The 26,844-nt window shown below is 53.8% G+C and carries 26 protein-coding genes and 1 pseudogene; 19 read left to right on the forward strand and 8 right to left on the reverse strand.

The features are described 5' to 3' along the window. Nucleotides 1-605: 605 nt before the first annotated feature. From ACP5D4_RS13890 to ACP5D4_RS13905, 4 genes and pseudogenes are all read left to right on the forward strand, one after another. Nucleotides 606-1,004 (forward strand): annotated as a pseudogene (locus ACP5D4_RS13890) (RNA-guided endonuclease InsQ/TnpB family protein); the annotation flags it as partial. A gap of 383 nt (nucleotides 1,005-1,387) precedes the next feature. Beyond that, the gene (locus tag ACP5D4_RS13895) at nucleotides 1,388-1,702 is read left to right on the forward strand and encodes a P-II family nitrogen regulator (protein ID WP_428012218.1); all 315 of its coding nucleotides are present in this window, start codon (nucleotides 1,388-1,390) and stop codon (nucleotides 1,700-1,702) included. Nucleotides 1,703-1,726: 24 nt separating this feature from the next. Then, nucleotides 1,727-1,939: a hypothetical protein gene (locus ACP5D4_RS13900; protein WP_428012219.1), complete on the forward strand. Its 213-nt coding sequence runs from the start codon at nucleotides 1,727-1,729 to the stop codon at nucleotides 1,937-1,939. 360 nt (nucleotides 1,940-2,299) lie between these two features. Further along, complete coding sequence (locus ACP5D4_RS13905) at nucleotides 2,300-3,259, forward strand: hypothetical protein (RefSeq protein ID WP_428012220.1); 960 nt, start codon at nucleotides 2,300-2,302, stop codon at nucleotides 3,257-3,259. A gap of 49 nt (nucleotides 3,260-3,308) precedes the next feature. Here ACP5D4_RS13905 and ACP5D4_RS13910 read toward each other — a convergent pair whose 3' ends face one another. Together ACP5D4_RS13910 and ACP5D4_RS13915 are read right to left on the reverse strand one after the other, a co-directional pair. Continuing rightward, the gene (locus ACP5D4_RS13910; protein WP_428012221.1) at nucleotides 3,309-4,796 is read right to left on the reverse strand and encodes an SLBB domain-containing protein; all 1,488 of its coding nucleotides are present in this window, start codon (nucleotides 4,794-4,796) and stop codon (nucleotides 3,309-3,311) included. 315 nt (nucleotides 4,797-5,111) lie between these two features. Next, entirely contained in the window at nucleotides 5,112-7,283 is a 2,172-nt protein-coding gene (locus ACP5D4_RS13915; RefSeq protein WP_428012222.1) for a GumC family protein, read from the reverse strand. Nucleotides 7,284-7,481: 198 nt separating this feature from the next. Between ACP5D4_RS13915 and ACP5D4_RS13920 the strand changes: the two genes are divergently transcribed. The 3 genes from ACP5D4_RS13920 to ACP5D4_RS13930 all read left to right on the forward strand — a co-directional run bounded on the left by ACP5D4_RS13920 (nucleotide 7,482) and on the right by ACP5D4_RS13930 (nucleotide 9,936). Beyond that, nucleotides 7,482-8,540 (forward strand): class I SAM-dependent methyltransferase, encoded by a 1,059-nt coding sequence (locus tag ACP5D4_RS13920; RefSeq protein ID WP_428012223.1) that lies wholly within the window; start codon nucleotides 7,482-7,484, stop codon nucleotides 8,538-8,540. A gap of 159 nt (nucleotides 8,541-8,699) precedes the next feature. Next, nucleotides 8,700-9,140, forward strand: coding sequence for a YbjN domain-containing protein (locus tag ACP5D4_RS13925; protein WP_428012242.1), 441 nt, complete (start codon nucleotides 8,700-8,702; stop codon nucleotides 9,138-9,140). Next, entirely contained in the window at nucleotides 9,130-9,936 is an 807-nt protein-coding gene (locus ACP5D4_RS13930) for a lipoate--protein ligase family protein (RefSeq protein WP_428012224.1), read from the forward strand. Before ACP5D4_RS13925 ends, ACP5D4_RS13930 begins: the two co-directional genes overlap by 11 nt. A 23-nt stretch (nucleotides 9,937-9,959) precedes the next feature. Here ACP5D4_RS13930 and ACP5D4_RS13935 read toward each other — a convergent pair whose 3' ends face one another. Continuing rightward, the gene (locus ACP5D4_RS13935; protein WP_428012225.1) at nucleotides 9,960-10,295 is read right to left on the reverse strand and encodes a DMT family transporter; all 336 of its coding nucleotides are present in this window, start codon (nucleotides 10,293-10,295) and stop codon (nucleotides 9,960-9,962) included. 271 nt (nucleotides 10,296-10,566) lie between these two features. Here ACP5D4_RS13935 and ACP5D4_RS13940 point away from each other — a divergent pair, with 271 nt between their 5' ends. From ACP5D4_RS13940 to ACP5D4_RS13950, 3 genes are all read left to right on the forward strand, one after another. Then, nucleotides 10,567-10,767: a hypothetical protein gene (locus ACP5D4_RS13940; RefSeq protein WP_428012226.1), complete on the forward strand. Its 201-nt coding sequence runs from the start codon at nucleotides 10,567-10,569 to the stop codon at nucleotides 10,765-10,767. Then, the gene (locus tag ACP5D4_RS13945; protein ID WP_428012227.1) at nucleotides 10,743-11,372 is read left to right on the forward strand and encodes a hypothetical protein; all 630 of its coding nucleotides are present in this window, start codon (nucleotides 10,743-10,745) and stop codon (nucleotides 11,370-11,372) included. Before ACP5D4_RS13940 ends, ACP5D4_RS13945 begins: the two co-directional genes overlap by 25 nt. A gap of 82 nt (nucleotides 11,373-11,454) precedes the next feature. Beyond that, nucleotides 11,455-11,889: a hypothetical protein gene (locus ACP5D4_RS13950; protein WP_428012243.1), complete on the forward strand. Its 435-nt coding sequence runs from the start codon at nucleotides 11,455-11,457 to the stop codon at nucleotides 11,887-11,889. 375 nt (nucleotides 11,890-12,264) lie between these two features. Here the strand turns inward: ACP5D4_RS13950 and ACP5D4_RS13955 are convergent, their stop codons facing one another. The 3 genes from ACP5D4_RS13955 to upp form a co-directional block, all read right to left on the reverse strand. Continuing rightward, the gene (locus ACP5D4_RS13955) at nucleotides 12,265-12,543 is read right to left on the reverse strand and encodes a YggT family protein (RefSeq protein ID WP_428012228.1); all 279 of its coding nucleotides are present in this window, start codon (nucleotides 12,541-12,543) and stop codon (nucleotides 12,265-12,267) included. A gap of 122 nt (nucleotides 12,544-12,665) precedes the next feature. Further along, entirely contained in the window at nucleotides 12,666-12,989 is a 324-nt protein-coding gene (locus ACP5D4_RS13960) for a hypothetical protein (RefSeq protein ID WP_428012229.1), read from the reverse strand. An 80-nt stretch (nucleotides 12,990-13,069) separates the two neighbouring features. Further along, entirely contained in the window at nucleotides 13,070-13,726 is a 657-nt protein-coding gene (upp, locus tag ACP5D4_RS13965; protein ID WP_428012230.1) for a uracil phosphoribosyltransferase, read from the reverse strand. A 333-nt stretch (nucleotides 13,727-14,059) separates the two neighbouring features. Here upp and ACP5D4_RS13970 point away from each other — a divergent pair, with 333 nt between their 5' ends. Next, nucleotides 14,060-15,370 carry a homoserine dehydrogenase gene (locus ACP5D4_RS13970; protein ID WP_428012231.1) on the forward strand — a complete coding sequence of 437 codons (1,311 nt, stop codon included), beginning with the start codon at nucleotides 14,060-14,062 and terminating at the stop codon, nucleotides 15,368-15,370. Nucleotides 15,371-15,442: 72 nt separating this feature from the next. Here the strand turns inward: ACP5D4_RS13970 and ACP5D4_RS13975 are convergent, their stop codons facing one another. Further along, entirely contained in the window at nucleotides 15,443-15,823 is a 381-nt protein-coding gene (locus ACP5D4_RS13975; protein WP_428012232.1) for a Uma2 family endonuclease, read from the reverse strand. A 245-nt stretch (nucleotides 15,824-16,068) separates the two neighbouring features. Here ACP5D4_RS13975 and glcD point away from each other — a divergent pair, with 245 nt between their 5' ends. The 4 genes from glcD to ACP5D4_RS13995 all read left to right on the forward strand — a co-directional run bounded on the left by glcD (nucleotide 16,069) and on the right by ACP5D4_RS13995 (nucleotide 20,787). Beyond that, nucleotides 16,069-17,541, forward strand: coding sequence for a glycolate oxidase subunit GlcD (glcD, locus tag ACP5D4_RS13980; protein WP_428012233.1), 1,473 nt, complete (start codon nucleotides 16,069-16,071; stop codon nucleotides 17,539-17,541). Between the two features lie 179 nt (nucleotides 17,542-17,720). Next, nucleotides 17,721-18,788, forward strand: a complete 1,068-nt coding sequence (locus ACP5D4_RS13985; RefSeq protein WP_428012234.1) for a hydrogenase — start codon at nucleotides 17,721-17,723, stop codon at nucleotides 18,786-18,788. Between the two features lie 155 nt (nucleotides 18,789-18,943). Next, nucleotides 18,944-19,333, forward strand: coding sequence for a DUF3119 family protein (locus ACP5D4_RS13990; protein ID WP_428012235.1), 390 nt, complete (start codon nucleotides 18,944-18,946; stop codon nucleotides 19,331-19,333). Between the two features lie 44 nt (nucleotides 19,334-19,377). Next, nucleotides 19,378-20,787: a DUF3086 domain-containing protein gene (locus ACP5D4_RS13995; RefSeq protein WP_428012236.1), complete on the forward strand. Its 1,410-nt coding sequence runs from the start codon at nucleotides 19,378-19,380 to the stop codon at nucleotides 20,785-20,787. 264 nt (nucleotides 20,788-21,051) lie between these two features. On the opposite strand, the gene ACP5D4_RS14000 is transcribed toward ACP5D4_RS13995, so the two are convergent. Beyond that, nucleotides 21,052-21,990 (reverse strand): undecaprenyl-diphosphate phosphatase, encoded by a 939-nt coding sequence (locus ACP5D4_RS14000; RefSeq protein ID WP_428012237.1) that lies wholly within the window; start codon nucleotides 21,988-21,990, stop codon nucleotides 21,052-21,054. Nucleotides 21,991-22,217: 227 nt separating this feature from the next. Here ACP5D4_RS14000 and ACP5D4_RS14005 point away from each other — a divergent pair, with 227 nt between their 5' ends. The 4 genes from ACP5D4_RS14005 (at nucleotide 22,218) to nadB (ending at nucleotide 26,723) form a co-directional block, all read left to right on the forward strand. Then, complete coding sequence (locus tag ACP5D4_RS14005) at nucleotides 22,218-22,973, forward strand: DUF3120 domain-containing protein (RefSeq protein ID WP_428012238.1); 756 nt, start codon at nucleotides 22,218-22,220, stop codon at nucleotides 22,971-22,973. Between the two features lie 299 nt (nucleotides 22,974-23,272). Beyond that, nucleotides 23,273-24,280: an FHA domain-containing protein gene (locus ACP5D4_RS14010; protein WP_428012239.1), complete on the forward strand. Its 1,008-nt coding sequence runs from the start codon at nucleotides 23,273-23,275 to the stop codon at nucleotides 24,278-24,280. Between the two features lie 135 nt (nucleotides 24,281-24,415). Further along, complete coding sequence (gene psbU / locus ACP5D4_RS14015) at nucleotides 24,416-24,805, forward strand: photosystem II complex extrinsic protein PsbU (protein ID WP_428012240.1); 390 nt, start codon at nucleotides 24,416-24,418, stop codon at nucleotides 24,803-24,805. 175 nt (nucleotides 24,806-24,980) lie between these two features. Further along, complete coding sequence (gene nadB, locus ACP5D4_RS14020) at nucleotides 24,981-26,723, forward strand: L-aspartate oxidase (protein WP_428012241.1); 1,743 nt, start codon at nucleotides 24,981-24,983, stop codon at nucleotides 26,721-26,723. The last annotated feature ends 121 nt before the right edge of the window (nucleotides 26,724-26,844 follow it).

Genomic DNA, 26,844 nt, shown 5'->3' on the forward strand with positions numbered 1-26,844 from the left:
GACGACTCGAGGACGCAGAGCAGGCGGCGATCGCGCCCATAGACTTGCACAAGCCAGCCTTCGCTGGTGTTGTCCAATTTTGTCCGCAGTTTAGTTGGGTCAAACTTGTTCATCAAAAACTCCTTGTAAATGCCCCCCACCTCGCGCAGCAGGTGGAGGAGGAAACAAAGGTCCGTTGCGGGAGTTCGATCTCCCCACAATCCCCCCCAACCCCCCTTGGCAAAGGGGCTATAGGGGGATGACCAGCAAGCCCGTTGCACGGTAGAGAAGTCGAACCTTGGAAGCAGTGAACTGACCGATTCGCTTCCAGTGGAAGTCAGATCTAGCGGTGAATGGAGAATGTCTCACGGAGTCGAGACTGGGGTACTCCAACCTGACATTGATGGCGAACAGAAAACAGATACTCATAGATATATATCTATGTTTTTGCCTTAAACGATATTCTTAAGTATATACTTAGATTTGCCGTAGCTGCTAGGCTCTACCAAGATCCGTCGCAGTCCTCCGCCCATAGCCGAAGGCTTGGGGGGTGGTGAAGCGACGGGAGAGAGTCGTTCGCTTAAGCCTAGGAAACAAATATTTATTTCCTAAGCTAAGAGAGTTTCATGCTAAACCTGACGTGGGAATTCAAGCTAGAGCCAACGGCGGAGCAGGTTTCAGACCTCGAACAGATTTTGGATCTGTGCCGCCAGGTCTGGAACTTTGCCCTGCGCGAGCGTAAGGATTGGCTAAATTCCCGAAAGTCGCCCGTGAAGGCCTGTTCGATTCGGACCGAATACATCTTGCCAGCGGATGCGCCATTTCCCAGTTATGCGCGGCAGTGCAAGTCCCTGACTGCGGCCAAAGCTGAATACCCTCGATTAAAGACTGTCAACGCGATGGTTCTTCAACAAGTCATCCGAAACCTGGAAGCCGCCTGGGAGTCATGGCAGTTAAAGCGTTCGGGTCTTCCACGGTTCAAAAAAAACAACCGGATGCGAAGCTTTGTCTTCCCCCAGATGCTCAAAAACTGCGTATTAATAAGCTGAGCTTTTGAGAGAACGGTTAGCCGCAAGGCAGCGAGCAGCCAACGCCGTATCAGTCTGTGGAGCTAACGTCAGACTTAATGGAGTGCCTGCCGCTCGCCCGGACTCGGGCAGTTGCGAAAACCCCCACGATTTCGGAATCCCCCGCTCTCGCTGCTAGGTTTAGTGGGGTAAGATGTCATAGCGCCAAAGGATAAGTGTTGTTTATAAAATGCTTCGGTTAATCTGAGTCAATAAAGGGTAGTGGATTCGCCGATCTTTGGCATACACTTAAAAGCATAAACTTAAAGGTATGGTTCAAGGCAAAACCATAGAGTATTGTCTTGAATCGTCACAACAGAACGCATCAAGAGGTAAGGCACATGACCCAGCAAGCCACTAAGCTCGTCATCGTCACGGAAAAGTTGCTGCTGAAAAAGATCGTCAAGATTATCGACGAAGCCGGGGCGACCGGTTACACGGTGATGGAGGCTGGCGGTAAAGGCAGCCGCAACGTGCGCTCGTCGGGGCAACCCAGCGTTTCCGACACCTACTCGAATGTCAAGATCGAAGTCCTCACCGCTAATCGGGATGTGGCCGTGAAGATTTCTGATGAGGTCGCAGAGCGGTTTTTTGAAGATTATTCGGGCATTACCTATCTCTGTGATGCGGAGGTACTGCGCGCGCACAAATTCTGATTCAAAACCCCAGCAATTCTCATTTTGGCAAGAAGCGGTTCGACCGCTAGGCATCTCGCTATCCGAGACTGGCTGGATGCGATCGCCCTCGAGCAGGTCTTTCTCGTGTTCGAGGACATCCTGTCGGTGTTGGACGAGCGGCAACTGTGGCAAGGTTTCCGGTTCCTGGCCGACACGCGGTCGATCGCGATGGATAGCACGAAATATTTCAGTTCAACCCCAATCCACTGTCTCTAGAGAGCGACGCACAGCTTGAGGTTCTGACCACCCGCCAGACCTTCTTTATTGACGTGCGGGCTTTAATGTTAAGATAGTCGTTTGTGGTTGCCGTTCGGTTGCTCGGAGAGCGTGGGTTAGCCGAAACACGGCGTTGCTCGATCGCAACGGTCGAGGACAGGCATCGAGTCTCGCTCTGACAGCGGTATTTTCTCAGAAACGGGATTCTCGACGAGGTGAAACCCCTCGAGACCGGAGGCGAACCGCGTCCTTCGCCGCCGCCGCCCCCCTAGCAGCCATTTGGCTTAACGTCTAACCGTCTGGAGTTTATTACCTCATTGGTGGCGGTTTGTCAAGTTGTCGTCCGAACTGAAATTTTCGATGAGTGGATCGACCGAACGAATTTATAACGATCTCAAACGATTGAACGAGGAAATCGCCGACCTCGCCCAAGGGTTCGATCGCACCTACACCGACTATTTAACCGTTTTGGGACAGGCGATCCGCCAGCAATCGATTCTCGCCACCTACCACCTTTGCACCCATAGCTATCCCGAAGCGTTTTTGCGGTTGTCGTTTGCCCAGCGACAGGCATTTCAAGAAAAATTGCGGGAGATCGCCAAAGAAGCCGAACCGCTGCTGCAACGAGTCCTGATTAGCGCCATGTTGCGAGTACTGCAAGAAACGGCTTCCGAAGAAAATGAGGACGATTCCCCTTTCGAGGAAAACGAATTTTCCGCTTCGGAGGAGAACGAGGACGACCCCCCTCTCGACGACGAAGAAGAAGACGACGAGGACGAGGATCTCTTCGCTGAAGAATTTCAAGAAATCGAGCTGTCTCTCATCGATGCGGACAGTCTCGAAAGCATTCCCAGCCTGTCGCAATACCAGCCGATGACCCCGCAATTTCTACTGCGGTGGCAGCAAACCCTCGAAGCGGGCATCGTGCAGATTTTGGCGACGATTTCCAATCAAATTAACCAACTGCTCCGAAAATACAAAATCTTACCGCCCAATCTGCCCCCGCCGCTCCTCGAAGCCGCCAGCCAAGCGGAAGCGACCTCCGAAAGCGTTTCCGGACCGCCGAACGTTTTGAGTTTGCTCGTCGAAGCCGACACCCCGGACGAGTCGAGTTCCCCCAACGTCCTGCAGCTGATGACGGTTCACCTGCGCCTCTCGGAAATCGAATTCGCCGATACGCAAGTGAAAAGCCAGCGCGATCGCCTGCGTCAGCTTTCGAGCCAACTCATTAAACTCGGGAAAGCCTATCAGAAGAAACAACGGGAACGGGCGGTTATCGAAGCCGAATCCGCTTGGCGATCGAGCTGGTTCGACGATTGAACTCCCGTAGCGGCATTTCCTGTAACAGGGCGGCGGAGGGGGTTGAGGCCTAATTCCCCCCTCCGAAATTAAACAAGCGGAAAAAGCGATCGAAAATAAACAGATTCCCAATCGGACGCACCACATTACTCAACGTATCCGACACCGCCGTAAAGGTATTGCGTCCGACTAGGATAATATCGTTGTTCTGCAAAATCGGATTGGTGTCCTCGTTGACGCGATCCTCAAAATCCACCGAAATTCGGCGGCGAGACACCGTTCCGTTGGGATTGAGGCGAATCAGCGTAATGCGACTGCGAGCGCGAGAGGTATCGAAGCCCCCAGCCGCCAGCAAGGCTTCGTTTAAGGGCGTGTTGGGGGGAACCTGAATCGTTCCGGGGCGTACCGCTTCCCCGACGACGTTGACGCTCATGGTGTCGGGGGAAAAACTGGCCGAAGCCATCGCCAGAGCTTCTTCTGCAGGAATCTCGATCGCCGTGGGGACTAAAATCGAATCCCCCGATTGCAAAATCGGATCGCGATCGAGATCCCCCGATTGCAGCATCTCCCACAAATCCAGTTCGATGGTTTGAATCCCCGCTTGGGTGCGTCGGTACAGTTGAACGTTGCGAATGTCCGCCAACGCCGTAATTCCCCCAGCCGTTTGAATCGCCTGGGTCAGCGTCGGCGGCGTCCCGCTTCCCGCCACCGTGTGAGGCCCGGGACGGAACACTTCTCCCACGATGGCAATTTGTAGCGGTTCGGCGGCGTCCGGGGCGATGTTGGTGGCGTCTAAGCGCCGCGAGAGTCCCGGTTCAAAGGTTTCCAGGGTGGGAACCACGACGCGATCGCCGTCGAGGAGAACCGGATCGCGATCGAGATCGCCGTTTTCAATCAGTTCCCACAAATTCAGTACCATCGTTTGCGGTTCGGGCGTATTGCGCCGCAGTTGCACGCGGGACAAATCCGCCGATTGCGTGATTCCCCCCGCTGTTTGTAACGCTTGGGTGAGGGTGGGAAAGCCGCCGCCCCCCGGTGCCGCGAGAGTATAGGCGCCGGGGCTGCTGACTTCCCCGGAAACGGCGATACGGAGGGGACGGGGCGCCACGAGATCGACGGTGATGATGGGACGGCGCAGAATGCGGGCGTAGCGTTCGGAAATTAAGGCTTGGGTTTGGCGGAGGCTGAGACCGCCCACCTCCAAGATGCCGATAACGGGAAGGTTGAGGGTGTTTTCTAGGGTAACGGTGTACTCGCCGCTGTAGTCGGGAACGCCGAAAATGGTAATTTCCAGGCGATCGCCACTTCCAAGGGTGTAGGTGGGGGTTTTCGGTGGCGATACGATTTCGGGTTCGGGAGGCGATCGCCTCGGTTCGGGAAACTCCACGGGTGAGTCGGGGACGAATTCGGGCAAAATCGACGGTAAAACGTTCTCGTTTTCTGGGTTGTTTTCTGGGTTGTTTTCGAGGGGTTCGAGATCGATGTCGATCTCTTCGTCAAAATAGGGCAAACTGGGCGGTTCCGATGCGCGAACTTCCGCCACTACGCCAACAACCATCGAGCTGGCAAGGGTTGCCAACACTCCAAAAAACGACGGTCGAAACCGCGACGGTAAATCGAACGGTCGAGCTAGGAAAAAGTGCCTCAAAAAAAAGCGATCGCAAGAACGTTTCATATCAAAAAAACAGACACGCAAGAGTTTTATCGGTTGGGGCGATCGAGAGGCGTTTTTCTCTAGATTTTTTCTCTAGATTTTTTCTCTAGATTTCCGGCATCTTGAAGATATCGCGGATGTGACTGTCCTTGGATACAGCAGAGATACCCCGTTGCTGGACGTACAGAAGAAAGATGAAAGCTGCGAGCGCCTCCCAACTCATCCGCCTTTAATTTTTTTTAAAAACGACAAAACCGGACGATCTTCTTCGTCTTTTGACATTTCCGTGATGGCGTTCGTTACCTGTTCCTTGGCATACCGTTTGTAGAACGTCGAAGATTCCGAAGGCGGTTCGCGATCGCGATTGGCGACCACTCCGAGAAGGGGCGTCCCCAAACTTTTTAACTCCTCTAACGACTGTTCCAAAAACGGCCGTTTGAGTTTGCCCAACCCCGTCACCAATACCACCCCTTGCGTCCGTGCCGCTAACAAGTGAGTATCCGACAATCCCAAGACGATCGGCGAATCGTACACGACCAATTCAAATTTTGCCTGTAACTGTTCCATCAACAACTGCATTTTCTGAGACGCCAGTAGGCGCGGCGGATCGATCGGAATCGGCCCGGCGGGAAGGACGAACAAATTGTTTTCTAAAGACGATTGTTCGATGGCGTCCCAGACTTCGAGATGGCTATCGGCGATGGCGTCAGTCAATCCCCGGGTGTTAGCCAATCCCAAGCGAGCGTGTAAACTCGGATGTCGCAAATCTGTATCCACCAGTAACACCTGCTGTCCCATGGCGGCGGCGGCTTGGGCTAAATGAATGGCGATGGTGGATTTTCCGTCTCCGAGGGAGGGGGACGAAACCGTGAGCGATCGAACCGGGGTATCGGGATTGAGCAAACGAATGTTGGTATACAGCGAACAAAACGCCTCGAACGCCGGAGAGGACAACCGCCACTGGCGCTCGTGTTTCTCCTGGCTCGAAAGTTGCGCCTCCAAACTCAAGGTTTTGTCGAGGGGAATAATGCCCAACAGAGGTAAACGAGAAATAGACTTGACCTCTTTACTGGTGTAAATCACGTTACGCAGGCGATCGACCAACAACGCCAACCCGACGCCCAAAAACATCCCCAACGCCGCCCCCATGACTGCGTTTTTCTTGGCACTGGCCGAAGAAGGACGGGGTTTTCCCGGTTCCGAGAGGAGCTGCCAGGGAACCTGTTCTTGGGCGGCATCAATGCGGAAGGCTTCCCGTTTGGCGAGAAATTCGTTGAGATTTTGCGTGGCGATGTCGAGTTCTCGTTGAATGTCCGTGTATTCCCGCGCCACCCCCGAAAGTTCCTTAATTTCGCTGTTGAGTCGTTGGATTTCCGCCGCCAGCGTGCGATCGCGATCGAGGAGTTCCCGAATTTGCGTTTCCAGTTCCCGCAGTACCCGTTCCCCTTCCCGTCGCAACAGGGGAATTAAATTCTGTCGTTGGTCTTGCAACTGCTGAATTTCCGGACTCGTGGGTAAAAACGTCGCCGAGGCGATGGCCATTTCTCGATCGATCCCCTGAAGCTCTCCAAGAAGTTCCTGATAGCGGGCATTTCCGCTCAACACCGACGAAGACGCCGTTTCGATGCGAGGCGTCGCCAGCTCTTGCTGTAAATCCTCGTACAGCGCCCTGGCTTCTTGCAATTGCAGTTGTAAATCGAGCCGTTGTTGCTCCAAATTTCCCGCTTGCGTCGTCACTTGTCCGCCTCGCGTCGCCGGATCGACGATATTGTGTTGTTGGCGCAACTGTTGCAAGCGTTCCTGTTGGATTTCCACACGATCGCGCAATTGCGGAAGCTGCCCTTCCACGAACTCGATCCCCTGTCGGATGTCGCTGAGCCGCTCTTCCAAGCTATATTCCAAAAACGCATCAGACACCAACTCTAAAACGTCCGTCACCAACTCGCGATTGGTGTGAGTGTAGGACACCTCGAGAATATCCCCCGCCGGTTGCACCTTGAGGGAGTTGACGATCGCCCGATAATTTATCTGGGGATATTTCCCCTGCAACTCGACCACGATCGGCTCGATAACTTTCGGACTTTTCAAAACCGCCAACTGCGCCGCGCCGATTTGCGCCGGGGTGTCTTGCTGGCTCGTCAAGGTTTCTGAAACCGACGAAATCACCTTACTCTCGATGGTGATCGGCTGCGTGAGAATCTCAAATTTCGACTCGTAAACCGGAACGTCGTTGAGGGCTTTCATCGTGGCAGCCGCCGCTACCGACACCGTCATGCCGACAATCAAAAACCACTGTCGGCGCAAGGCTCCGACAACTTGACCTAGCTCTAAGCCGCCTTCGTCGCTGTCGTCGATCTCGAAGGCTGGAGTGGGCGTGAGATTTGGCGGCACTTCGATCGCTCCCAACGTCTGCCAGATGTTCTTCTAAGTTAGCAAACTCGATCGAAAAACTCGCCAGACAGTTTTCCCCGTCCTCTCAACGGCCTGTTCCTCCCCCGTAGTCAGCCGAGTCCAACATTCGCTCTTCCTCGTCGGACGGTCGGTTGTTACATTAATTAATATTTGATTCGTTCGTTTGACAGCGCAACCATGACCGACACCCTCACCCAACTCACCTACCAAGCCTTCCAACAAGGAAAGAGTTATTTCGGCGTGGCTCACAAAACCCTGAGCCACCAAATCGGACAACTCGTAGCACCGCAACCACAAGACAAAACCATACCGCTGTCTCCTGAAGTCCTGGCACACCTGCAACGCAGCATCGAGCGTTTACAGGAAATCGACTGGCAAGACGCCGAACGGGGGGTGTACCCCACCGAAATCCTGTTTGACAACCCCTGGGCGGACTTCTTCCAATACTATCCCCTCGTCTGGTTTGACCTGCCCCAAATCTGGGAACGACTCGGCCGCAAAGAGTACCAACAGTTCGACGCCCACATCGACACTACCGACTATCCCAAATACTACGTCCAAAACTTCCACCACCAAACCAACGGCTACCTCAGCGATCTCTCCGCCAACCTCTACGACTTACAAGTGGAACTGCTGTTCAACGGTTCCGCCGACGCCATGCGACGCCGCGTCCTCGCCCCCATCAAAGCGGCACTGCACCACTTCAGCGACGTTCGCCCCTCCCAACAGCGCGTGTTAGACGTCGCTACCGGAACCGGGCGCACCCTGCGGTTTTTGCGCAACACCTTACCCCAAGCGTCCCTCCACGGCACTGACTTATCCCCGGACTACCTTCGCAAAGCCAACCAACAGCTTTCGGAACTACCCGAAGCCTTACCGCAACTGTGCCAAGCCAACGCCGAACACCTGCCCTATCGCGACGACTATTTCCACGCTATCACCTGCGTGTTCCTGTTCCACGAACTCCCGCCCCAAGCCCGTCAAAACGTTATCGACCAGTGTTATCGCGTCTTAAAACCTGGTGGCACGTTCGTCATTTGCGATTCGATTCAAAAAGACGACGAACCCAAGTTCGCCCCCCTATTACACAACTTCCCCATTACCTTCCACGAACCCTACTATCGCAGCTACACCGAAGATGACATGACGGCTCGTTTAGAAACCGCCGGATTCACCGACATCGGAACCCAGGTTCACTTCATGAGCAAATATTGGATTGCCCGGAAAGAGGGATGAGGGGATGAGGGGATGAGGGGATGATGAGATAATTGATAGTTTCTCCCCATCTCCTCCTCTCCCCCTCTCTCTGTGTAGTCAGACGGTTCCTGAAGAAGATACAGTGGTTTTGGCAACGGAAACTGGAGGTAAGCAGACGTGACGTTCGATAATGAAGAACTGAACCTCGACGAACTAACCGAAGATAGCGACGCGATCGACTATCCCCAAGAAATCGAAACAGTCATTGCCAGTCTGGCGGAAGACCAAAAGGTGATGGTGGGTCACGATGACGGTGGCTACGCCTGGAAATTTAAGTACGGTAGTGTGGAAGTCTTCGTGCAACTGACGGGAGACACGGAAGACGATATGTTTACGGTGTGGTCGCCGGTTCTGAAGCTTCCCACGAAGGACGACGCCGGGTTAATGCAACGCCTACTTCAGATGAACTGGGGCAGTACGTTCGAGTCCTGTTTTGCGATCGCCGACGGTCGCGTGGTGGTGGTCTCCTCTCGCACGGTGGCCGATCTCAATCCCAGTGAGATTTCTCGTCTCATTACGGTGGTGGCGACGATCGCTGACGATAACGACGAAGCCTTACAAGAAGAGTTTGGAGCCTAAACCAACGATTTGGAGACTGATTCCCCGGCTTCACGGGCCGGGTTGGGTTCAAATGGGCGTGGATGAATGGTTGCTCGATCGACACCGACAGGGCAACCATCCGCCCGCGCTACGCTTTTATACTTGGTCGCATCCGACGATTTCTCTGGGCTATCACCAACGGCGCTATCCTCAGTTTTGGCACGGGTTACAGTGGCAGGGTCAACCGGTGTCGTTGGTTCGCCGTCCCACGGGAGGACGGGGGGTGCTGCACGGAGGAGATTTGACTTACGCCATCGTCACTTCGGGAATTCCGGGTACGCGATCGCAGGTGTATCGACGGCTTTGCGAGTTTTTGAGTCTCGGGTGGCGTCGGTTGGGGCTTCCGCTGCGTTTCGGCGATCGCGATCGCAGTGAATACGCCCGCCGCAGCAGTTGTTTCGCCACGGCGACGGGAGCGGATTTAGTCACCTCGGAAGGGGCAAAGTTTATCGGAAGCGCCCAACTGCGACGAGGGAAGGCGGTGTTACAACATGGTTCGATGCAGTTGTCGCCGCCTCGGGAACTGTTCGATCGTGTCTTTGGGGTATCTCCCGAGTCGGTGTCTCTTCCCGCTGGACTTGCAGGCGTCGCAGGTGAGGACTTTAACTCGGATGCTGCGATCGATGCGATCGTTTCTACCCTGATCGACGCCGCACGGGAATGTTATGATATTGAATTCGAGCTTCGCCCTTTATCGGATGAAGAATGGCAAGAAATCGACGGCAAAATCGAAGTGTTGAAATCCCGATTTTTGGAAGTTCGACTGTCCCCCTAATATCGACGGCTTCGCTAGAAACTTTAATGGCTCGAAGCGAGTAAATTCAAGGTGATGACGCCAGCGATAATGAAACCTATACCTATTAGATGAATTAGATGAAATATCGTCAGCGGTTCCTTAAACAGCCAAGCTCCCGTTAACGCCATGAGTGCCATTCCCAATCCCGCCCAAATTGCATAAGCGATGCTTAACGGAATATATTTCAAGGTTTTCGATAACAGGGAAAATGACGCCATATATCCGAGAACGACAAAGACGATAGTCATCCGATTTTCAGTGTCGGCAAAGAACTTTAAGGAAGTCGTGGCCACGACTTCGCTCAAGATCGCCAATCCGAGAAGCAGCCAACCTTTCATTTTTTGTTGGTACGATATTGAGTTTTTATCATACTAAATACAATCTATTGGCTATTCGGTAAAGCCTCAGTTTTTTTTGGGTCTGTCAAGAAAAATCTCTATATTGCCTGTAGTAACGAACTTTATGTTTTGGTGATATGTTTTTTATTGCCTCGTTTTTATGTCGGGCTTATTTTTAGATAAGTCCCACAAAAAGCAAATCCCCAACAAGGATATAAAAACATAAAATTGATAAAGTACCAAAAATAAAGCGAAAGTCGCCCAAATAAAATTGAAATCGATACAAACAACCAAAAAGCGAATCTCTAAAATCGAAGCGATCGCCCAAACCAAACTGCTCTCAGCCTGGGAGTTTCACCGACTCTGTAAAAACGCCCTCTACCCGCTGTATTTCGGCGAGTTTCCCGCCTCAATTCTCGATCGCGTGGTAGGCTCACCCCTCAAAAATTGCGCCAGTTTTGTGACGATTTAGCCGAATACGTTCGCCGTCACAACAAGCCCAACGCTCGGTTTACCCTCCTCAGCGATCGCGGAGACGTCACCGTTGACGTGCGCTACGCCGGAGCTGGGGCGATCGGACGAGTTGTGCGGCTACAAATTGACGACAGGGTAGTTGTGGCGTTCAAAGTCTTTTTCGATCCGGATTTTGTCTGGCAACATGGACCTTGGGGAGAAATTCCCGTGGGCATTTATCTCAAAGCCTCGGGAGTGACGCGAGATGTCGCCGAATTTTTTGCAGCGGGAACCACTTGGCTGATGTGGGAGTGGATAGAAGAAGATACTCACCCCAAAACCCGACGGGGACTCGAGTATGCCGCCTTGGCGCGACAAAAAGGACTCACGCCACTCAATCCCCTCAACGCCAGTAATTACAATCGCTACGGTATTCGCGTCGATCTCGGAGGCGTTCAGAAGCGTTTTTTCGGACGCCGTCTGCGAGACGGATTCTATACCGTCGGGTTTTACGTTCGCAAAATTCGCCGCCAAGGATGGCGATCGATGGCGGTTTATTTTAACGCCGAGTCGATTCGCTACGCCTTCAAACGGGGATTGCGGTTGCTGGGGTGGCGGTGGTGAAGACTGTTGAGAGTTGACCGTTTCTCCTCCTCCCCGGATTCGCGATACACTGGCGATCGCACGCTATCCTCACATTACTTATATGGGTAACTTCCAAAGGTTAAAAGCGATCGCCGCCACCGGCGTCCTGGTTCTGCTATCTTGGCTGTGGACGCCCAACGCTTTCGCCTTGGTTCCGGTGGAACTGTCCGATTTGTCCTATCATGAATGTCCGCCAGAACTGGCTGAAGGCGCAGTGGTGAGCGGTTCGATTCAGTCGGCGAACTGTTTTATCGTTACCGGAAAAGCTGAAAATAAATCCGGTAAACCTGTCGTCAACGCCGATATTTTCGGACGCATTTACGACGCCAACCACAATAACGTTCTTCCTAACCGTACCCGACTCGGTTCCATCGATGAAGTGCCTCCCGGTGTCAGCGATTTTGAGTTACAAATTATGGTGGCGGCGAACCAACCCCTTCCCCTTCAACTCGAACAGTTTAAAGCTTCTGGGTTTACGGGGCGCGTTCGCCGTTAATTGAGATTATTGATTTTTTATTCAACTCCCGGCATCCCTCGATGGGGGTTGACTTCTTCGGGCGTGAGGGTTAGAATAGAATTGATTCTATAATGGGTCGTTCGCCCATGTACTTGATTTTTTATTCAACACTCAAGACCAACAAATGTGTGAGAGTGGAAATGCGTGAGAGTGGAAATGCGTGAGAGTGGATAGGATGTTTTGAGAATCCTGCGAGAACTCCTCAGCCCAACTGGGTTGAACAGTATGCGCCCCAACAGAGATCGAGGGCTGGGGAAAAAATTGAAAAAAGGAGAAAAAAGAAGAGGCGGAACCGAACCGCCGCCTCGATCGAACTGGGGAAAGAGGATTCAGCCTCCAGAATCGAAAGTCCGTCTAAACCAACTGCATCAAGACAGAAGGGACCAGAGATTGAACCACTTGAAGCAGTAGGATGGCGAGAATGGGGGAAAAGTCCAAGCCACCGAGGGGAGGAATAATCGATCGAAAGAGATTGAGATAGGGATCGGTGAGTTGAGAGAGAATCGAGAACGGGGGATCGTACCAGTTGACATTGGGAAACCAACTGAGCAGAATCCGAATAATCAGCAGAGCAAAATAAATATTTAAGAACGTAACCAACGTTTGCGTCAGCAACAGAACGATCGAAGACATAATTTTAAAGACTGAACTCGCGTATGGACAGGGTGAAGTGGGCAATTCACTTTTATCCAGTGTACTCGATCGCCACTGAAGTGAGAGGTTCGGTTCCCACGAGCGTCGCCTGTCGCGGAGTGCTAACGCTCCTCAAGCGGGCGCGTTTCGCTCTCGTGAGGGGCGCTTCCGTTAACAACATGAAGCTGTTCGCGCACGTCGTCGATCGTTTCGTTGAGTTGCGCGATTTTATCCTCGAGGGTGCGCCGCGCCGATTCCATACTTTCGCCGCTCGTCAGCCGTTCGCCGCCGGTTTTCTCTTCCGGAAGCGATCGAGGCTCGTCGGTGTTCGCCGTTGTATCGGAAGATTGACGAGACGCCAGCAACGCGCCGACGACACCGCCGAGAACGCCACCAAAAACGGCACCGGCGAAAAATCCACCCGTAAAACCACTGCGATCGCTCATGACCTAACCTATCTCCAAATTCCTCTAATTCTAGATTACCTTGTCCGGCGGGGATCGTAGAGTCCCAACGGGTTTCGCCATCAGGTTCCGAAGGTGCGATCGCCCGCATCCCCCAACCCCGGAACGATAAATCCGTTCTCATCCAGTTGAGGATCGATCGTGGCGGCGTACACCACCAACCCCGGATAAGCCTCGTTCAACCGCTGTAACGCCGGCGGTGCAGCGACAACAGACACCACGCGCACCCGTTCGATGGCGATTCCCCGCTGCGTCAACTGCGCCATCGTTTCCGTCATGGTTCCCCCCGTCGCCAACATCGGTTCGCTGATGACAACATGAGTATTATCGGGAAACCGTTCGGGGAGTTTGTTGAGATAACAGTGAGCCTCCAAAGTTTCCTCGTTGCGTACCATCCCGAAGTGATACACCGACGACGCCGGAAGCACCTCTTGCATCCCATCTAGGAGCGCCAAACCCGCCCGTAAAATGGGGACGATCGCCAAGGGAACCTCCGATCGAACCATCGTCCCCTCACAGGGAGCCAACGGCGTATTTACCATCACCTGCTGTACCGGGAGCCATTCCCGAATCGCCTCATAAGTGAGCCAGCGCCCCAATTCCTTCATCGCCGTGCGAAACAGCGGCGTCGGCGTGGAAGCTTCCCGCGAGAGAGTGAGCCAGTTTTGAATCAGAGGATGGGGGGGAACGTAAACGCGAAGTTTGGAAGTCTCGGACATAACTGATAAAAGGAGCGTCAAAAACAGCGTCAAGAATAGCGTCAACAACAAAGAACGCCGAAACATTGTAGCTTGCAGGCGAACGAGCCAGCGCCAGACACTCAGTCAAACTTCACCCCGAACCCGAGGCGATCGACCCCAAACAGAGGTTCGAGACTTCCATATTGGGGTAGAATTCTTGCAGACTCACGAGGGTCGATCGAGCGCGAACTCTCCAAACAGAGCCACGAGTCGTTCCGGTTTCGAGGGGGTTTCAATCCCATCGAAGGGAAAATCTACAGCTCGAGATGGCGAAGGAGTCGAATTAGTCGAATTGAGGCGTTTCAGCGAACAGTGACATATAAAGTCGGTTTACTTGGATTAGGCACAGTTGGCACGGGAACGGCAAAAATTTTAACCGCTCCAGAGGGGCGCCATCCCCTCATGCGGGAATTAGAAATCGCGAAAGTGGGCGTGAGAACCCTCGACAAACCCCGCGACATTCAGTTTCCGCCCTCCGTTCTCACCACTGATTTCGACGAGATCGTAACCAATCCAGAAATCGACATTGTAGCCGAGTTGATTGGCGGCGTCGAACCCGCGCGATCGTGGATTCTCAAAGCGATCGAACATGGAAAACACATCGTCACCGCCAACAAAGCCGTCATGTCTCGCCACGGCGACGAAATCTTCGCCGCCGCCAACGAAAAAGGCGTGTACGTCATGCTTGAGGCAGCAGTCGGTGGCGGAATTCCCGTCATTGCACCCCTCAAACAAGCCCTTGGCGTCAACCGCATCAAGCGGGTTACGGGAATCGTCAACGGAACGACGAACTACATCCTGACGCGGATGAAGAACGAGGGAGCAGATTTCGAGGCGGTTCTCGCCGACGCGCAAAAGCTGGGATACGCCGAAGCCGATCCCACCGCCGACGTAGAGGGGTTAGACGCCGCCGATAAAATTGCTATTCTGGCTTCGATCGCCTTTGGCGGACGGATTAAACTCGAAGAAGTCTTCTGTGAGGGAATTCGCCACGTCACCGCCGCCGATATCGCCTACGCGGAGAAACTGGATTTCGTCATCAAGCTGTTGGCGATCGCCCAAGAAGACGTACCCGAAGATCCCAGCACCGACACACCGCAACAGTTAGCCTTAAAAGTCCATCCGACGCTGCTGCCGAAATCCCATCCGTTGGCCAGTGTCGATGGCGTCTTCAACGCCATTTTAGTCGAAGGGGAACCCCTCGGAGAGGTGATGTTTTTCGGTCCGGGTGCCGGAGAAGGGGCAACCGCCAGCGCCGTCGTGGCAGATATGATGAACATCGCGGCGATTTTGAAGACAGAAACCGAACCGATTCCCCATCCCTTGTTGAGTAGCACGCACCAACATTACTGTTCGATCGTGCCGATGGAAGACTCGGTGAGTCGGTTTTACGCGCGGGTGTTGACGCAGGATTCCCCTGGAGTGATTGGGAGTTTGGGAACCTGTTTCGGCGATCGCGGCGTCAGTCTCGAATCTGTGGTTCAAACTGGGATGAGAGACAACCTCGCCGAAATCGTTCTCGTCACCCACCAGGTTCGCGAGGGCAATTTCCGCGACGCACTCGAGGCGATTTCCCAACTCGACGACGTGAAGGAAATTCCCAGCGTCATTCGCGTTTGGTAGGGGTTTTTTAAAAGGAAAGTGCGAGATCGTGCCAGATCCCCGGCATCTCCAAGATGCCGGGGATCTGGGAATTCACCCGACTCTTCCCGTATTTTCGTTACGGATATCCGTTCCTTCTTCAGACAAAGTGAAGTCTACTCCAGCGTAAATATCGCTCGACGCCAGGGGCAAATTCAGCGAAGCCAACGTTATGACATCATTTTGAGTTTCAAAGTCGCTCAAGAGCCATCGATCGCCTTCCTGTCGCAAGTGCTGTAACACCCGCCAGCGACACTGTTCTACGAGTAGATATTCCTGAAAACTGGGTAAAGAACAATAGTAATCAAACTTATCGACGCGATCGTAATTCTTCGTGGATTTCGACGCAACTTCCACGATTAGGACTGTAATAACGTTGACCAAATCGAACAACCATAACGTTTTTTTCGTGCTGATTTCAACAACAAACAGCAATCGATCGACTCCTAAAAATATATTTTTATTATTTCATTTTTGAAAGTATAAATTTTTAAAAAATCCTTATATTTTTTAACACTTAAAATCAATGGGGTCGATTGCCTAATCTGACGCCGACACTACCAAAAACGAGAAATTCATCATAAAATACAAAAATATCGACTCGATCGAAACTTTAAAATCCCACAAAATAACCTCTCTGTGTCCTCTGTGACGCTGTGGTGAAGTCCCCATAAAAAACCATGTTATCCCTCAAATCCTCCCCAAAAAACAACTGGAAACGCATCGCCAAAGCCTTTGAAGAAATCCTGGGTAAAAACAGCGTCGTCCGGCGAAAAGAAGAACTGCTGACTTACGAATGCGACGGTTTAGCCAGCTATCGCCAAAAACCCGCCCTCGTGGTGCTTCCCCGCACCACCGAACAAGTAGCCGAAGCCGTCAAACTCTGCGATCGCTACAACCTGCCCTGGATTGCCCGAGGTGCCGGAACCGGACTTTCCGGCGGTGCGCTACCCGTCGAAGACTGCGTTCTCATCGTCACCGCCCTAATGCGGAAAATCCTCCACATCGACTACGAAAACCAACGAGTCGTCGTGCAACCCGGCGTCATCAACAACTGGGTGACACAAGCCGTCAGCGGCGGCGGATTTTACTACGCCCCCGATCCCTCCAGTCAAATTATCTGTTCGATCGGCGGCAACGTAGCCGAAAACTCCGGCGGCGTCCACTGCTTGAAATACGGCGTCACCACCAACCACGTCCTCGGCTTAACCGTAGTCCTTCCCGACGGATCGATTTCCCAACTCGGCGGCGAAATCCCCGAAATGCCAGGATACGACCTCACGGGCTTATTTGTCGGTTCCGAAGGTACCATCGGCATCGCCACAGAAATTACCCTAAAAATCCTCAAAACCCCCGAAGCCATCTGCGTCGTTCTGGCAGACTTCACCAGCATCGAAGCCGCCGGAAGTGCCGTCGAAGACATCACCAGTTCCGGCATTATCCCGGCGGGAATGGAAATGATGGACAACCTCAGCATCAACGCCGTCGAAGACGTGGTAGCCACAGGTTGCTATCCCCGCGACGCCGAAGCGATTCTCTTGGTGGAACTCGACGGCTTAGACGTAGAAGTGGCAGAAAACAAGCGCCGCGTCGCCGAAATTTGCCGCCAAAACGGGGCGCGAAACGTGACTTCCGCCCGCGACGCCGAAACCCGCGCCAAACTGTGGAAAGGACGCAAAGCCGCCTTTGCCGCCGCCGGACACATGAGTCCTGATTATTACGTCCAAGACGGCGTGATTCCCCGAACCCAGTTAGCCGGAGTTCTCAAAGAAATCGAAGCCCTCAGCCAGCGCAGCGGCTACAAAATCGCCAACGTCTTCCACGCGGGAGACGGTAACTTACACCCGCTTGTTTTGTACGACAACGCCGTGGAAGGACAACTCGAAGAAGTCGAAGAAGTGGGCGGCGAAATTTTGAAACTCTGCGTGAAAGCAGGAGGGTCGATTTCCGGAGAACATGGTATCGGGGCAGACAAACGCTGTTATATGCCGGAGATGTTTACGGACGCCGATCTCGAAACCATGAAATGGGTACGAGACGCCCTCAATCCCAAAGGACTGGCGAACCCTGGAAAGATTTTCCCGACGCCGCGCACTTGTGGCGAAGGCGTTCACCCGAAGGCGAAGGCTTATCCGGGGGTTCCGCAGTTTTAGGAGCGGTTGGAGACGGTCGCCGACGGGATAAAATAGCTTCTCGCGAACGTTTTAAGTCGCAAACGTTTTTAAGCGTTTTTCTGATAAGCGTTTTCTGACAGCGGCGACCGTCCCGGCGGCCAGCATTCTCCGAACTTCTGGAAATTTTCTGGATATTTTACTTTCTGGATATTTTAACGATGAAACCCGATCCGAAAGCGTTACTCGATCGACTAACAGCCCTCGAATCCGAAATCGCCCAACTCGGTAACGTCACCGACAGCACTACGTTAGGGGCGTTGAAAACCCTGTTGCAACAACAACAGGCTACCGCAGCCCGCGATCCCAAAACCTCGGCCATGAATCTGCTCGATCGCTTCCTGGCCCTGGACCACCAAGACCAACCGGGATTTCCGCCCCTGGCGCAATACAAACAGCAAGTGCGCCAGTTTCGCACCCAGGTCGAAAACGCCTCCGAAGCCAACTTACCGCCGGACGTAAACGACCTGTTGACGGGCAAACATCCCGTCACGCAACTCCTCAAAGCCGTAGAAGAGGGGGACAACCTCACCGACGCCCAATGGTCGAGTTTGCAAAGTACCCTGGTGAAAGTCTTCGGTCAAGCGGTATCGATCGCCGCCTCCCGAGGCAAACTCTACGTCGCCACCAACCCACCCCAACCCGCCGCCACCCCAGCCGCAGCGACACCCAAACCCGCTTCCCCTAGCGAAGACTTACTGATGTGGGGCGACGCCACGGAAAAAGCCGCCCAACCCTCCGCCGAACCCTCCGACGACGAACCGTTAATCGTCTTCGGCGCCAAGAGTCTGGGACTTGAAAACCAACCCGGTGGAACCGTTGCGCTCAACGTTTTGGTTCACATCCAAGGCTTGGGCGATCGACAGTTCGGGGCGCGAGAATTCGCCGGAACCCGGGGTCAATCGAAAGCGATCGAAGGCTTGCAACTCAGTTTCGCCTCTCCCGTCGCCGGATTGAACCTCGAGTACATGGCGCACTTAGCTGGCGTCGGCGATACCCCCTGGATGTCAGCAGGACAATATCTAGGAACCCGAGGCGAAAACCGCCAACTCGAAGGGTTCGCCGTGCGATTAGTCGGAGCCGAAGCCAGCAAATACAGCATTTGCTACTCCGCCCACGTCCAGAACATGGGTGACACTCCCGTTTACGCCGACGGACAGTTTTGTGGAACGCGGGGTAAATCTTTGCGGGTCGAGGGCTTGCGCGTCTGGGTACAGCCGAAAGCCTAAGCAGGCGATCGAGATTCCCCATTAAAATGATGGGGTGATGAGGTGATGGGGTGATGGGGTGATGGTACGATCGGGACACTTTCTCCTCATCTCTTCCTCAACTCCTCATTTCCTCATCTCCTCATCTCCCCCGATCAGCAAGAGGTACTCGAACCGTGACGGTCTCTTCTCCCCAAATCCAACCGACGCAAGTTATCGAACTCTCGCCAAGTTACGCAATTCCTGCGGTTTTGGTGTTAGCGGCGATTCCCCTGTTACTCGTCCAAGTGTGGGTGTCCGCTGTCGTGGCGTTATTCGGACTGTTTCTGATGGTGCAGGCGGCGACGATTCGACTGAGATTCACCGAAACGGATCTCGATGTCTATCGATCGAACGAGCGGATTCGCCGCTTTCCCTATCGCGAATGGCTCAATTGGGAAATCTTCTGGCAACCCGTCCCCATTCTGTTCTATTTTCGCGAAGTGAAGAGCATCCACTTCCTACCCGTTCTCTTCGACGCCAGTACGTTACGCGCCTGTCTCGAACAACGCTGTCCCAAGGCTTAGCGGCGTTCTGATGCGGTGCTGTTGTTATTTGAAAAAACGCTTCGATGAATCCCGAAGAAAATCAAACTCCCGAATCTCCAGCAATTCCCGATCCTTTTGACGACGATCCGATCGAACCGTCGGATACTGAGACGAACTCCCCTGCGATCGAACCAACTTCTTCTTCTGTTTCTGCTTCAGTGGAGTCGGACGAGAACGCCGACGAGAACGCGGTAGAAGAACCCCCAGCCGCCACGGAAATCGACCTCGAGGCGTCTTCTGACGAGGCTGCGGTGGAAGCCGAACCCGTAGAACCGGAATCCGTAGAACCGGAATCCGTAGAACCGGAACCTGTCGCAGGCGAAGCGATCGAAGCCACCATCGAACCGGAACGCGAACCAGAAAGCCAACCCGAAGACGCCGAACCCCCCTCAGAGGAAACCGCAGCAGCGGCGAATCCCGTGGTGAATCTGGAACCGACGCCGATCGCACCCGATCGCGACACCGTCGCCGCAGAGGTCGATCGCCTCGAACAACGAGCCGAAGAACTGCGCCGAGACATTGCAGCACTCGAAGCCTCCAGAGCCGAACTGCTGAACTCTCAAGCGCAATTACAAGCCGATTTAGGACGACTGATTCAAGAAGGACTCAGCGAACTCGAAAAACGCAAACAACAGCTTAAGATATCGATCGAAAAACTCGAACGCCGCCAAGAGCGCATTCGCCAAGAAATGCGATCGACCTTCGCCGGAGCCTCCCAAGACTTAGCCATTCGGCTACAAGGCTTCAAAGAGTACCTCGTCGGAAGCCTGCAAGACTTGTCCGTCGCCGCCGAACAACTCGAACTCGCGCCTCCCGAACCCGCCGCCGCACCCCCACCGCCGCAGCCAAAACGGGAACCCGCAGAACCCGCCGCCGCATCCCCTCAATTTTCCGATCGCGGCTTCCAAGAACAACGTCGCGCAATCCGGCGACTCCTCGAACAATATCGCAACAACCCAGATTACTACGGTCCCCCGTGGCAACTTCGCCGCACCTTCGAGCCAGTTCACGCCGAGCGCGTTTCCAACTGGTTCTTCACCCAAGGGGGACGAGGTGCGCTGAAATCCACCAACAGCCGTTTACAGAACATCCTCATCGCCTCAGCGATTATTTCGATTCTGCACGTTCTCTACGGAAAACGGCTGAGAACCTTGGTGTTAGCGAACGCTCCCGAACGCCTCGGGGAATGGCGTCGCGGCTTACAAGACTGTTTGGGAATTACACGCACCGATTTCGGTCCCGATCGCGGTGTGGCGTTGTTTGAAGCTCCCGAACCCTTGGCGCAACGAGCCGATCGCTTGGCGCGATCGGGGTTGATGCCTCTTGTTATTATCGACGAGTCAGAAAGTCAACTAAATCTGTCTCTGTTGCAATTCCCCCTCTGGTTGGCGTTTGCTCCCGATCCCGATTCTGCCTTCGCGCGGGAATGGTGAGGGGATGATGAGATGATGGGATAATGAGATAATGAGATGATGGGATGATGGGATGATGGGATGAGAAACCCGGTTTTTTGACAAAAGCCGGGTTTCTGGATTCCATTCTCATCTCTTGCCAAAAAAACTCTCTGTGTCCTCTGTTTCTCTGGAGTGAAGAGGTTTTTAAACAAGCTCGTTTGAAGGGGGATTTCGGTTTCACAAAACGGGTATTTGTTGGGTTCCGCAAGCTCCACCCAACCAATTTTCTACAAATTGCATAATTTACGAGAATAAATTATTTCGCATAACCACTAAAATAAAAATTCCAAAAATTACGCGATACCAAACAAAAATCCAAGTACTTCTTGTTTGTAAAAAACGAATTAACCAGGCGATCGCAAGATAAGAAAAGACCCCAGCCGAGAGTAAACCGGACGCTAACGGCATCCAACCCACTTCGCCGCTAGTTTCAAAAACATCTTTTAATTCCACCAAACCCGCCAACGTAATCGCCGGAAGTCCCAACAAAAACGAAAACCTTGCGGCGGTCGCCCGTTCCAATCCCATAAACAACCCCGCCGTAATCGTCGAACCCGAACGGGAAACACCAGGAACCAAAGCTAAAGTTTGAGCCAATCCCATGAGAATTCCATCTTTAGCAGAAAGCGCTTGAAATCCTCGTTTGTGACGGCATAATTTTTCCGCTAAACCGAGTAAAACGCCCATCACGATCGAAACAATCGCAATCACCGCCAAACTGCGAACGTTATCTTCATAAAACTCCCGAAAAACGAATTTAACCAATAAACCGACTATCACAATCGGCAAAGTTCCAACAGCAATCCCCAACGCAATCCGAAAATCTGGGCTGTCGTAATCCGATTCCGAAATCGCCCGTATCGAACCGCCAACGACTTGCACGAGATCCTGCCAGAAATATCCAAACACCGCCACGATACTGCCAAGTTGAATCACCGCCGAGAACGCCGAACCGGGATCGCCCCATCCCAGCAATTCCGGAACCACTTTCAGATGAGCGGTACTGCTGATGGGAATAAATTCCGTCAACCCCTGCACCATCCCCAAAACCGCTGCTTGAAAGACATCGGGCGTCCAGGTGACGAGTTCGGCGGTGGCGTCAGGGGTGGCGTTGAGGGGAAGGGCGATCGCTACGCACAACGCAGCGGTACTCACGAACAAGAGCGTTTTAAGTTGGTTCATCGGCGTTAATTAAGACAAGCTGAAACCAGGCTTCCCTATCTTAAGGCGAGAATTCATCCCGTAGGGGTTGGCATACGCGCCTACGGCTTCCCCTCTCCCCATCTCCCGGTGGGGGCGGTGCGTGACTTGTTTGGCAAGTTGTGTGATTGAACCAAGAATCCCACGAATAGAATTCGTGGGAGTGTCAACAAGGGCAGATATGTTATGTTGATTAAGATAATTTGCAAATGTTAACAATTCCGTTGCTGTACTATCCGTTCACCGATCCAACCCTCTATCCTCCTCGATCGAAACCGTCTGAGGAAAAGCGATCGGGGTGGGGCGTTCTGGCCGAACCCGCGTGGCAAATCTTTGCCGCTGCGGTGTTTCTCGTGTCGGTACCGGTGTTCGCCGAAGCTCCCCTCGTGCGAAACCTTCCTTGGGCGAGCGTGCTGCTGACACTGTTCTGGGTGGGGTTGAGCGGCTGGTTGCTCTCGCGGCGCCAAACTTGGCTGTGGGGCGATTTACTCCTGGGATTCGCCGGGAGTTGGCTGGCAGGCGCCATTTATTGGGGCTGGTTGCGCTGGGAACCGTTCCTTCACCTCCCAGTTGAATTGATCGCGTTGCCGCTGCCCCTGTGGTGTATCAGTCGCCGACGCCTCCTCGTCGGGAGTTGGTTCGCCATCGGCTCCTTATTCGGCACCCTCGTCACCGATGTATATTTTTATTTAGTCGATTTAATGCCCCACTGGCGGCAGTTAATGCAGGTCGAGCCGGAATTCGCCATGCCGATTTTCCAAGCGGCCATCGCCAAAGTTCAAACCCCTTGGGGCATCGGCTGCGCCATCGTCTTGGGCAGTTTGCTGTTTTTCACTGGGATACTTCCGTTGGGAACGGCTTGGAAATCGCCGAATACTTCTCTTCATCGTTGGGCGTTTTCAGGCGCAGTGCTGAGTACGATTTTCGTAGATACACTGTTTTGGTTCGCTGCGCTGGCAGCTTAATATGGGAATAGGGTGCATTGAGCCAAGCGGGTTAACCTCTCGCTAGAGGTCGTTTGGGGGAAAAAGAGATCGGAGACTCTTACAGGCGATCGCGATTGTCGAGCTTCAAGTCGAGACCGTTAGCGTCCGGGCGTCCTGCGCCGTCTGTTAGGTTGGAGTTGTTATCCTTTGCGTCGAGGTGCGATCGAGGGCGTGCGAAACCAAAACCTCGAAGATTCGACAGAATATAAAAAGAAACAAAACGATCGATCGACGTAGCTCTCCCCCTGTTCCGCCAACCTGTCGTAGAGAGAGTGCCTGTGGTGACTTGGAAATCTGCCCCCCATCTCATTCTGCGAACCGAATCTGGCTCGCGTTATCTTCCCCTATCGGGACATAACTGCTGGACTTTCGGACGCAGCGATGACAATCAGATTACACTTCCCGATCGATGGGTGTCCCGCGCTCACGCTATGGTTCAGCAAACGGATTTGGGGGAGTTTTATCTCATCGATCTCGGCTCTCGCAACGGAACCTTTGTCAACGGACGGCGGGTGAGCGTTCCCGTGCGCCTCAACAACGGCGATCGCGTCACCCTCGGCCAAACAGAATTAACCTTCTACTCTCCCACAAAAACCATGGCCGACCCGGACGATTCCGATACAGAAGATTCGGGAGCGACGGCGGTCTTGTCAGTGCGGCGGTTGATTTCGGTGATGGTGGTCGATATTCGCGACTTTACCGTATTAACCCGCCAACTCGACGAACGCATGCTCTCGGAAATTATCGGCACCTGGTTTCGACGGGCCGGAAACATCATTCGCGAGGCGGGAAGTTGGGTCGATAAATACATCGGCGATGCGGTGATGGCGGTTTGGTTCCACAGCGCCCCGGAAGTGGGTCACGAAGGGGTCAGTAAAGAGGAAGTGCTACGGATTTGTCAGGCGTTGGGAGAACTCCACCACATGACCCAGGAACTCAGCGATCGCTATCCGCTTCCGTTCCCCCTGCGTATCGGCGCGGGGGTCAATACTGGATATGCGATGGTGGGGAATACAGGAACCGGCGATCGACCCGATTACACCGCCCTCGGCGACACGGTCAACGCCGCCTTCCGCTTAGAATCCGCCACCAAAGAACTTCGTAAAGACGTTGCGCTTGGCGAAACCACCTATCACTATCTCAGCGCCATTAAAGCCAGTCGAGACCTGTTTGAAGAACACCGCGTTATCCTCAAAGGCTACGATCGCCCCACCCTCACCTACGCCGGAAGTTTCGACGACCTCGATTCCTTCGTGCGCGTCAGCTATCAAGAAATCGAAGTTTAACCGCTGCTGTGACCGACGGTACGACTTTCGGCGAAATTTCGTTCAACGCCCGTCCGATAAGGGTTTTAGAGATGTCCTTAAAGATGGTAATATCGACGGTAAAATTTGTATATCATCGAGAGAGGGATTGAATTAATGAAACGATTGGTGCGCCTGTTTACAGTAGTGTGCTTGCTCGTCGGTTTGGCGGGATGGGTCGGATTGCCCCAACCGGCTATGGCCAACGAAGGTGCGTCTCTGGAAAACTCCTTTGACGCCAAACTCAAAACCGACTTCGGAGAGAAACTCGATCTCAACAACACCAACCTCCGGGCTTTCCGCAAATATCGCGGGATGTATCCGACGCTCGCCACGAAGGTGATCGAACACGCTCCTTACGAAAACGTCGAAGACGTGCTGGAGATTCCCGGCTTGAGCGAACGTCAGAAAGAAATCCTGCAAGCGAACTTAGATAAGTTTACGGTGACCGAACCCGAACCCTTCCTCATCGAAGGCGACGATCGCATTAACAACGGGATTTACTAAAAAGACGATTGGAGATCGCGTCGATCTCCTTCCCGATCGGTAAAACATTTCAAACGGCCAACGCCCCTTGTAAACTGAGTTAAATAGAAACCGATCGCGATCGCGATCGGTTTCCGAGAGTTGCCAGCAACACTCGATTTCACTCAGTTGGACAATTTCACAAGGGGCGATTTTAATGGTGAGTTCACCGACGTATGAGGTTCAGTCCCTCCCTACCCTCCCTTCAGCCTTCGATGCGATCGTGGTGGGGGCGGGCGCAGCGGGGCTTTACGCCGCCTTGTGTTTGCCCGATTCTCTCAACGTCGGCTTACTGACGAAAGACGAAATTCCTCTCTCCGCCAGCGATTGGGCCCAAGGTGGAATCGCGGCCGCCGTAGCGCCGGACGACTCCCCCAAACTCCACGTGGAAGATACGCTCAAAGCGGGGGCGGGTCTGTGCGACAAGCCGGCGGTGGAATTCTTGGCCGAACGAGCGCCCGAGTGCATTCGATCGCTGGTGGAACTGGGGGTGTCGTTCGATCGACAAGACGATCGACTGGCCTTGACCCTCGAAGCCGCCCACTCCCGCCGTCGCGTCCTCCACGCCGCCGATACCACCGGACGCGCTGTCGTCAGCACTTTAGGGCGACAGGTGGCGCGACGTCCCAACATCACCCCCGTCTCTCGCGCCTTTGTCCTCGACCTTTGGCTCGACGAAACTGGGCGTTGTCAGGGGGTTTGCGTGCTGTATCGCGGTGAAATTCGCTGGGTGAGAGCCAGGGCGGTGATTTTGGCCACCGGGGGCGGCGGTCAGGTCTTCGCGAAAACCACCAACCCCTCGGTGAGTACGGGGGACGGGGTAGCCTTGGCTTGGCGGGCTGGGGCGATCGTGCGGGATTTGGAATTTTTCCAGTTTCACCCCACGGCGTTGATGAAACCCGGTGCGCCTCGGTTTTTAATCAGCGAGGCGGTGCGCGGCGAGGGCGCTCATTTGGTGGATGCGGAAGGACGCCGTTTCGCCTTCGACTACCACCCGCAAGGGGAGTTAGCGCCCCGAGACGTGGTGAGTCGATCGATCTTTAACTACTTGCGCAGTACCGGCGCCGATCCCGCCGAAGCCCACGTCTGGCTCGATTTTCGATCGATCCCCGAGGAACGGATTCACAAACGGTTTCCCAATATCGCCCATGTTTGTCGTCAGTGGGGCGTTGATGTGTTTTCCGAACCCGTTCCCGTAGCCCCCGCCGCTCACTATTGGATGGGGGGAATCGCCACGGACTTACAGGGTCGTACTTCCATCGAGGGGCTGTACGCCGTGGGCGAAACCGCCAATACAGGAGTTCACGGAGCGAACCGACTGGCGAGTAATTCTCTGCTCGAATGTATCGTGTTCGGGGCGCAACTGAGCCGTCTGGAACTGCTCGAAGACGCCGAAACCGAACCGTCCACCGGGTTCCAACCGGAAACCTTGCATATCAAGGGACTCGAAGGATCGATCGAGCAGTTACGTCACGATTTACCCCGGTTAGTCTGGCAGAGTGCGGGGATTTCCCGCGAAGCGCAAACTCTGGAATTGGCGCTCGATCGAATTTCCGCCTGGAAACGGGAATTTTCCGCCGTTTCTCTGTCCCAGCAAATCCACGCCCTCGTTCCCGGTCGAACGGTCGATCTCGCGGCGGACAGCGACGGTTCAGCGCTGCTGGCTTGGGGCGAAACCCGCAACCTCCTCGACATCGCCGAATTGATTCTCAAAAGCGCCGCCTTTCGCACCGAAAGCCGGGGCGGTCACTATCGCAGCGATTTTCCCAACACCGACCCCCACTGGCGCGTTCATACCCTCGGACGGGGCGATCGCCTCTGGTGCAGTCCCGTTCTGGGAGACGAACGAGAACCCGGCCTTCACCTCGAAAATGTATCTCGGACAACAGAAGGCAGGTGAATGGCGTGATTGAATACCTTTTCAGCCTGTTTAATTTTTTTTGAGATTTATCGAAAATTTTGGGTCTAAAACCCCGCCCTTCTAGGGCGGCTTGACCGTAAAATGGGCAGAGAGGGTTTAG

It is taken from the genome of Baaleninema sp. (assembly GCF_049974805.1).
Classification (GTDB): domain Bacteria; phylum Cyanobacteriota; class Cyanobacteriia; order Cyanobacteriales; family Geitlerinemataceae; genus Baaleninema.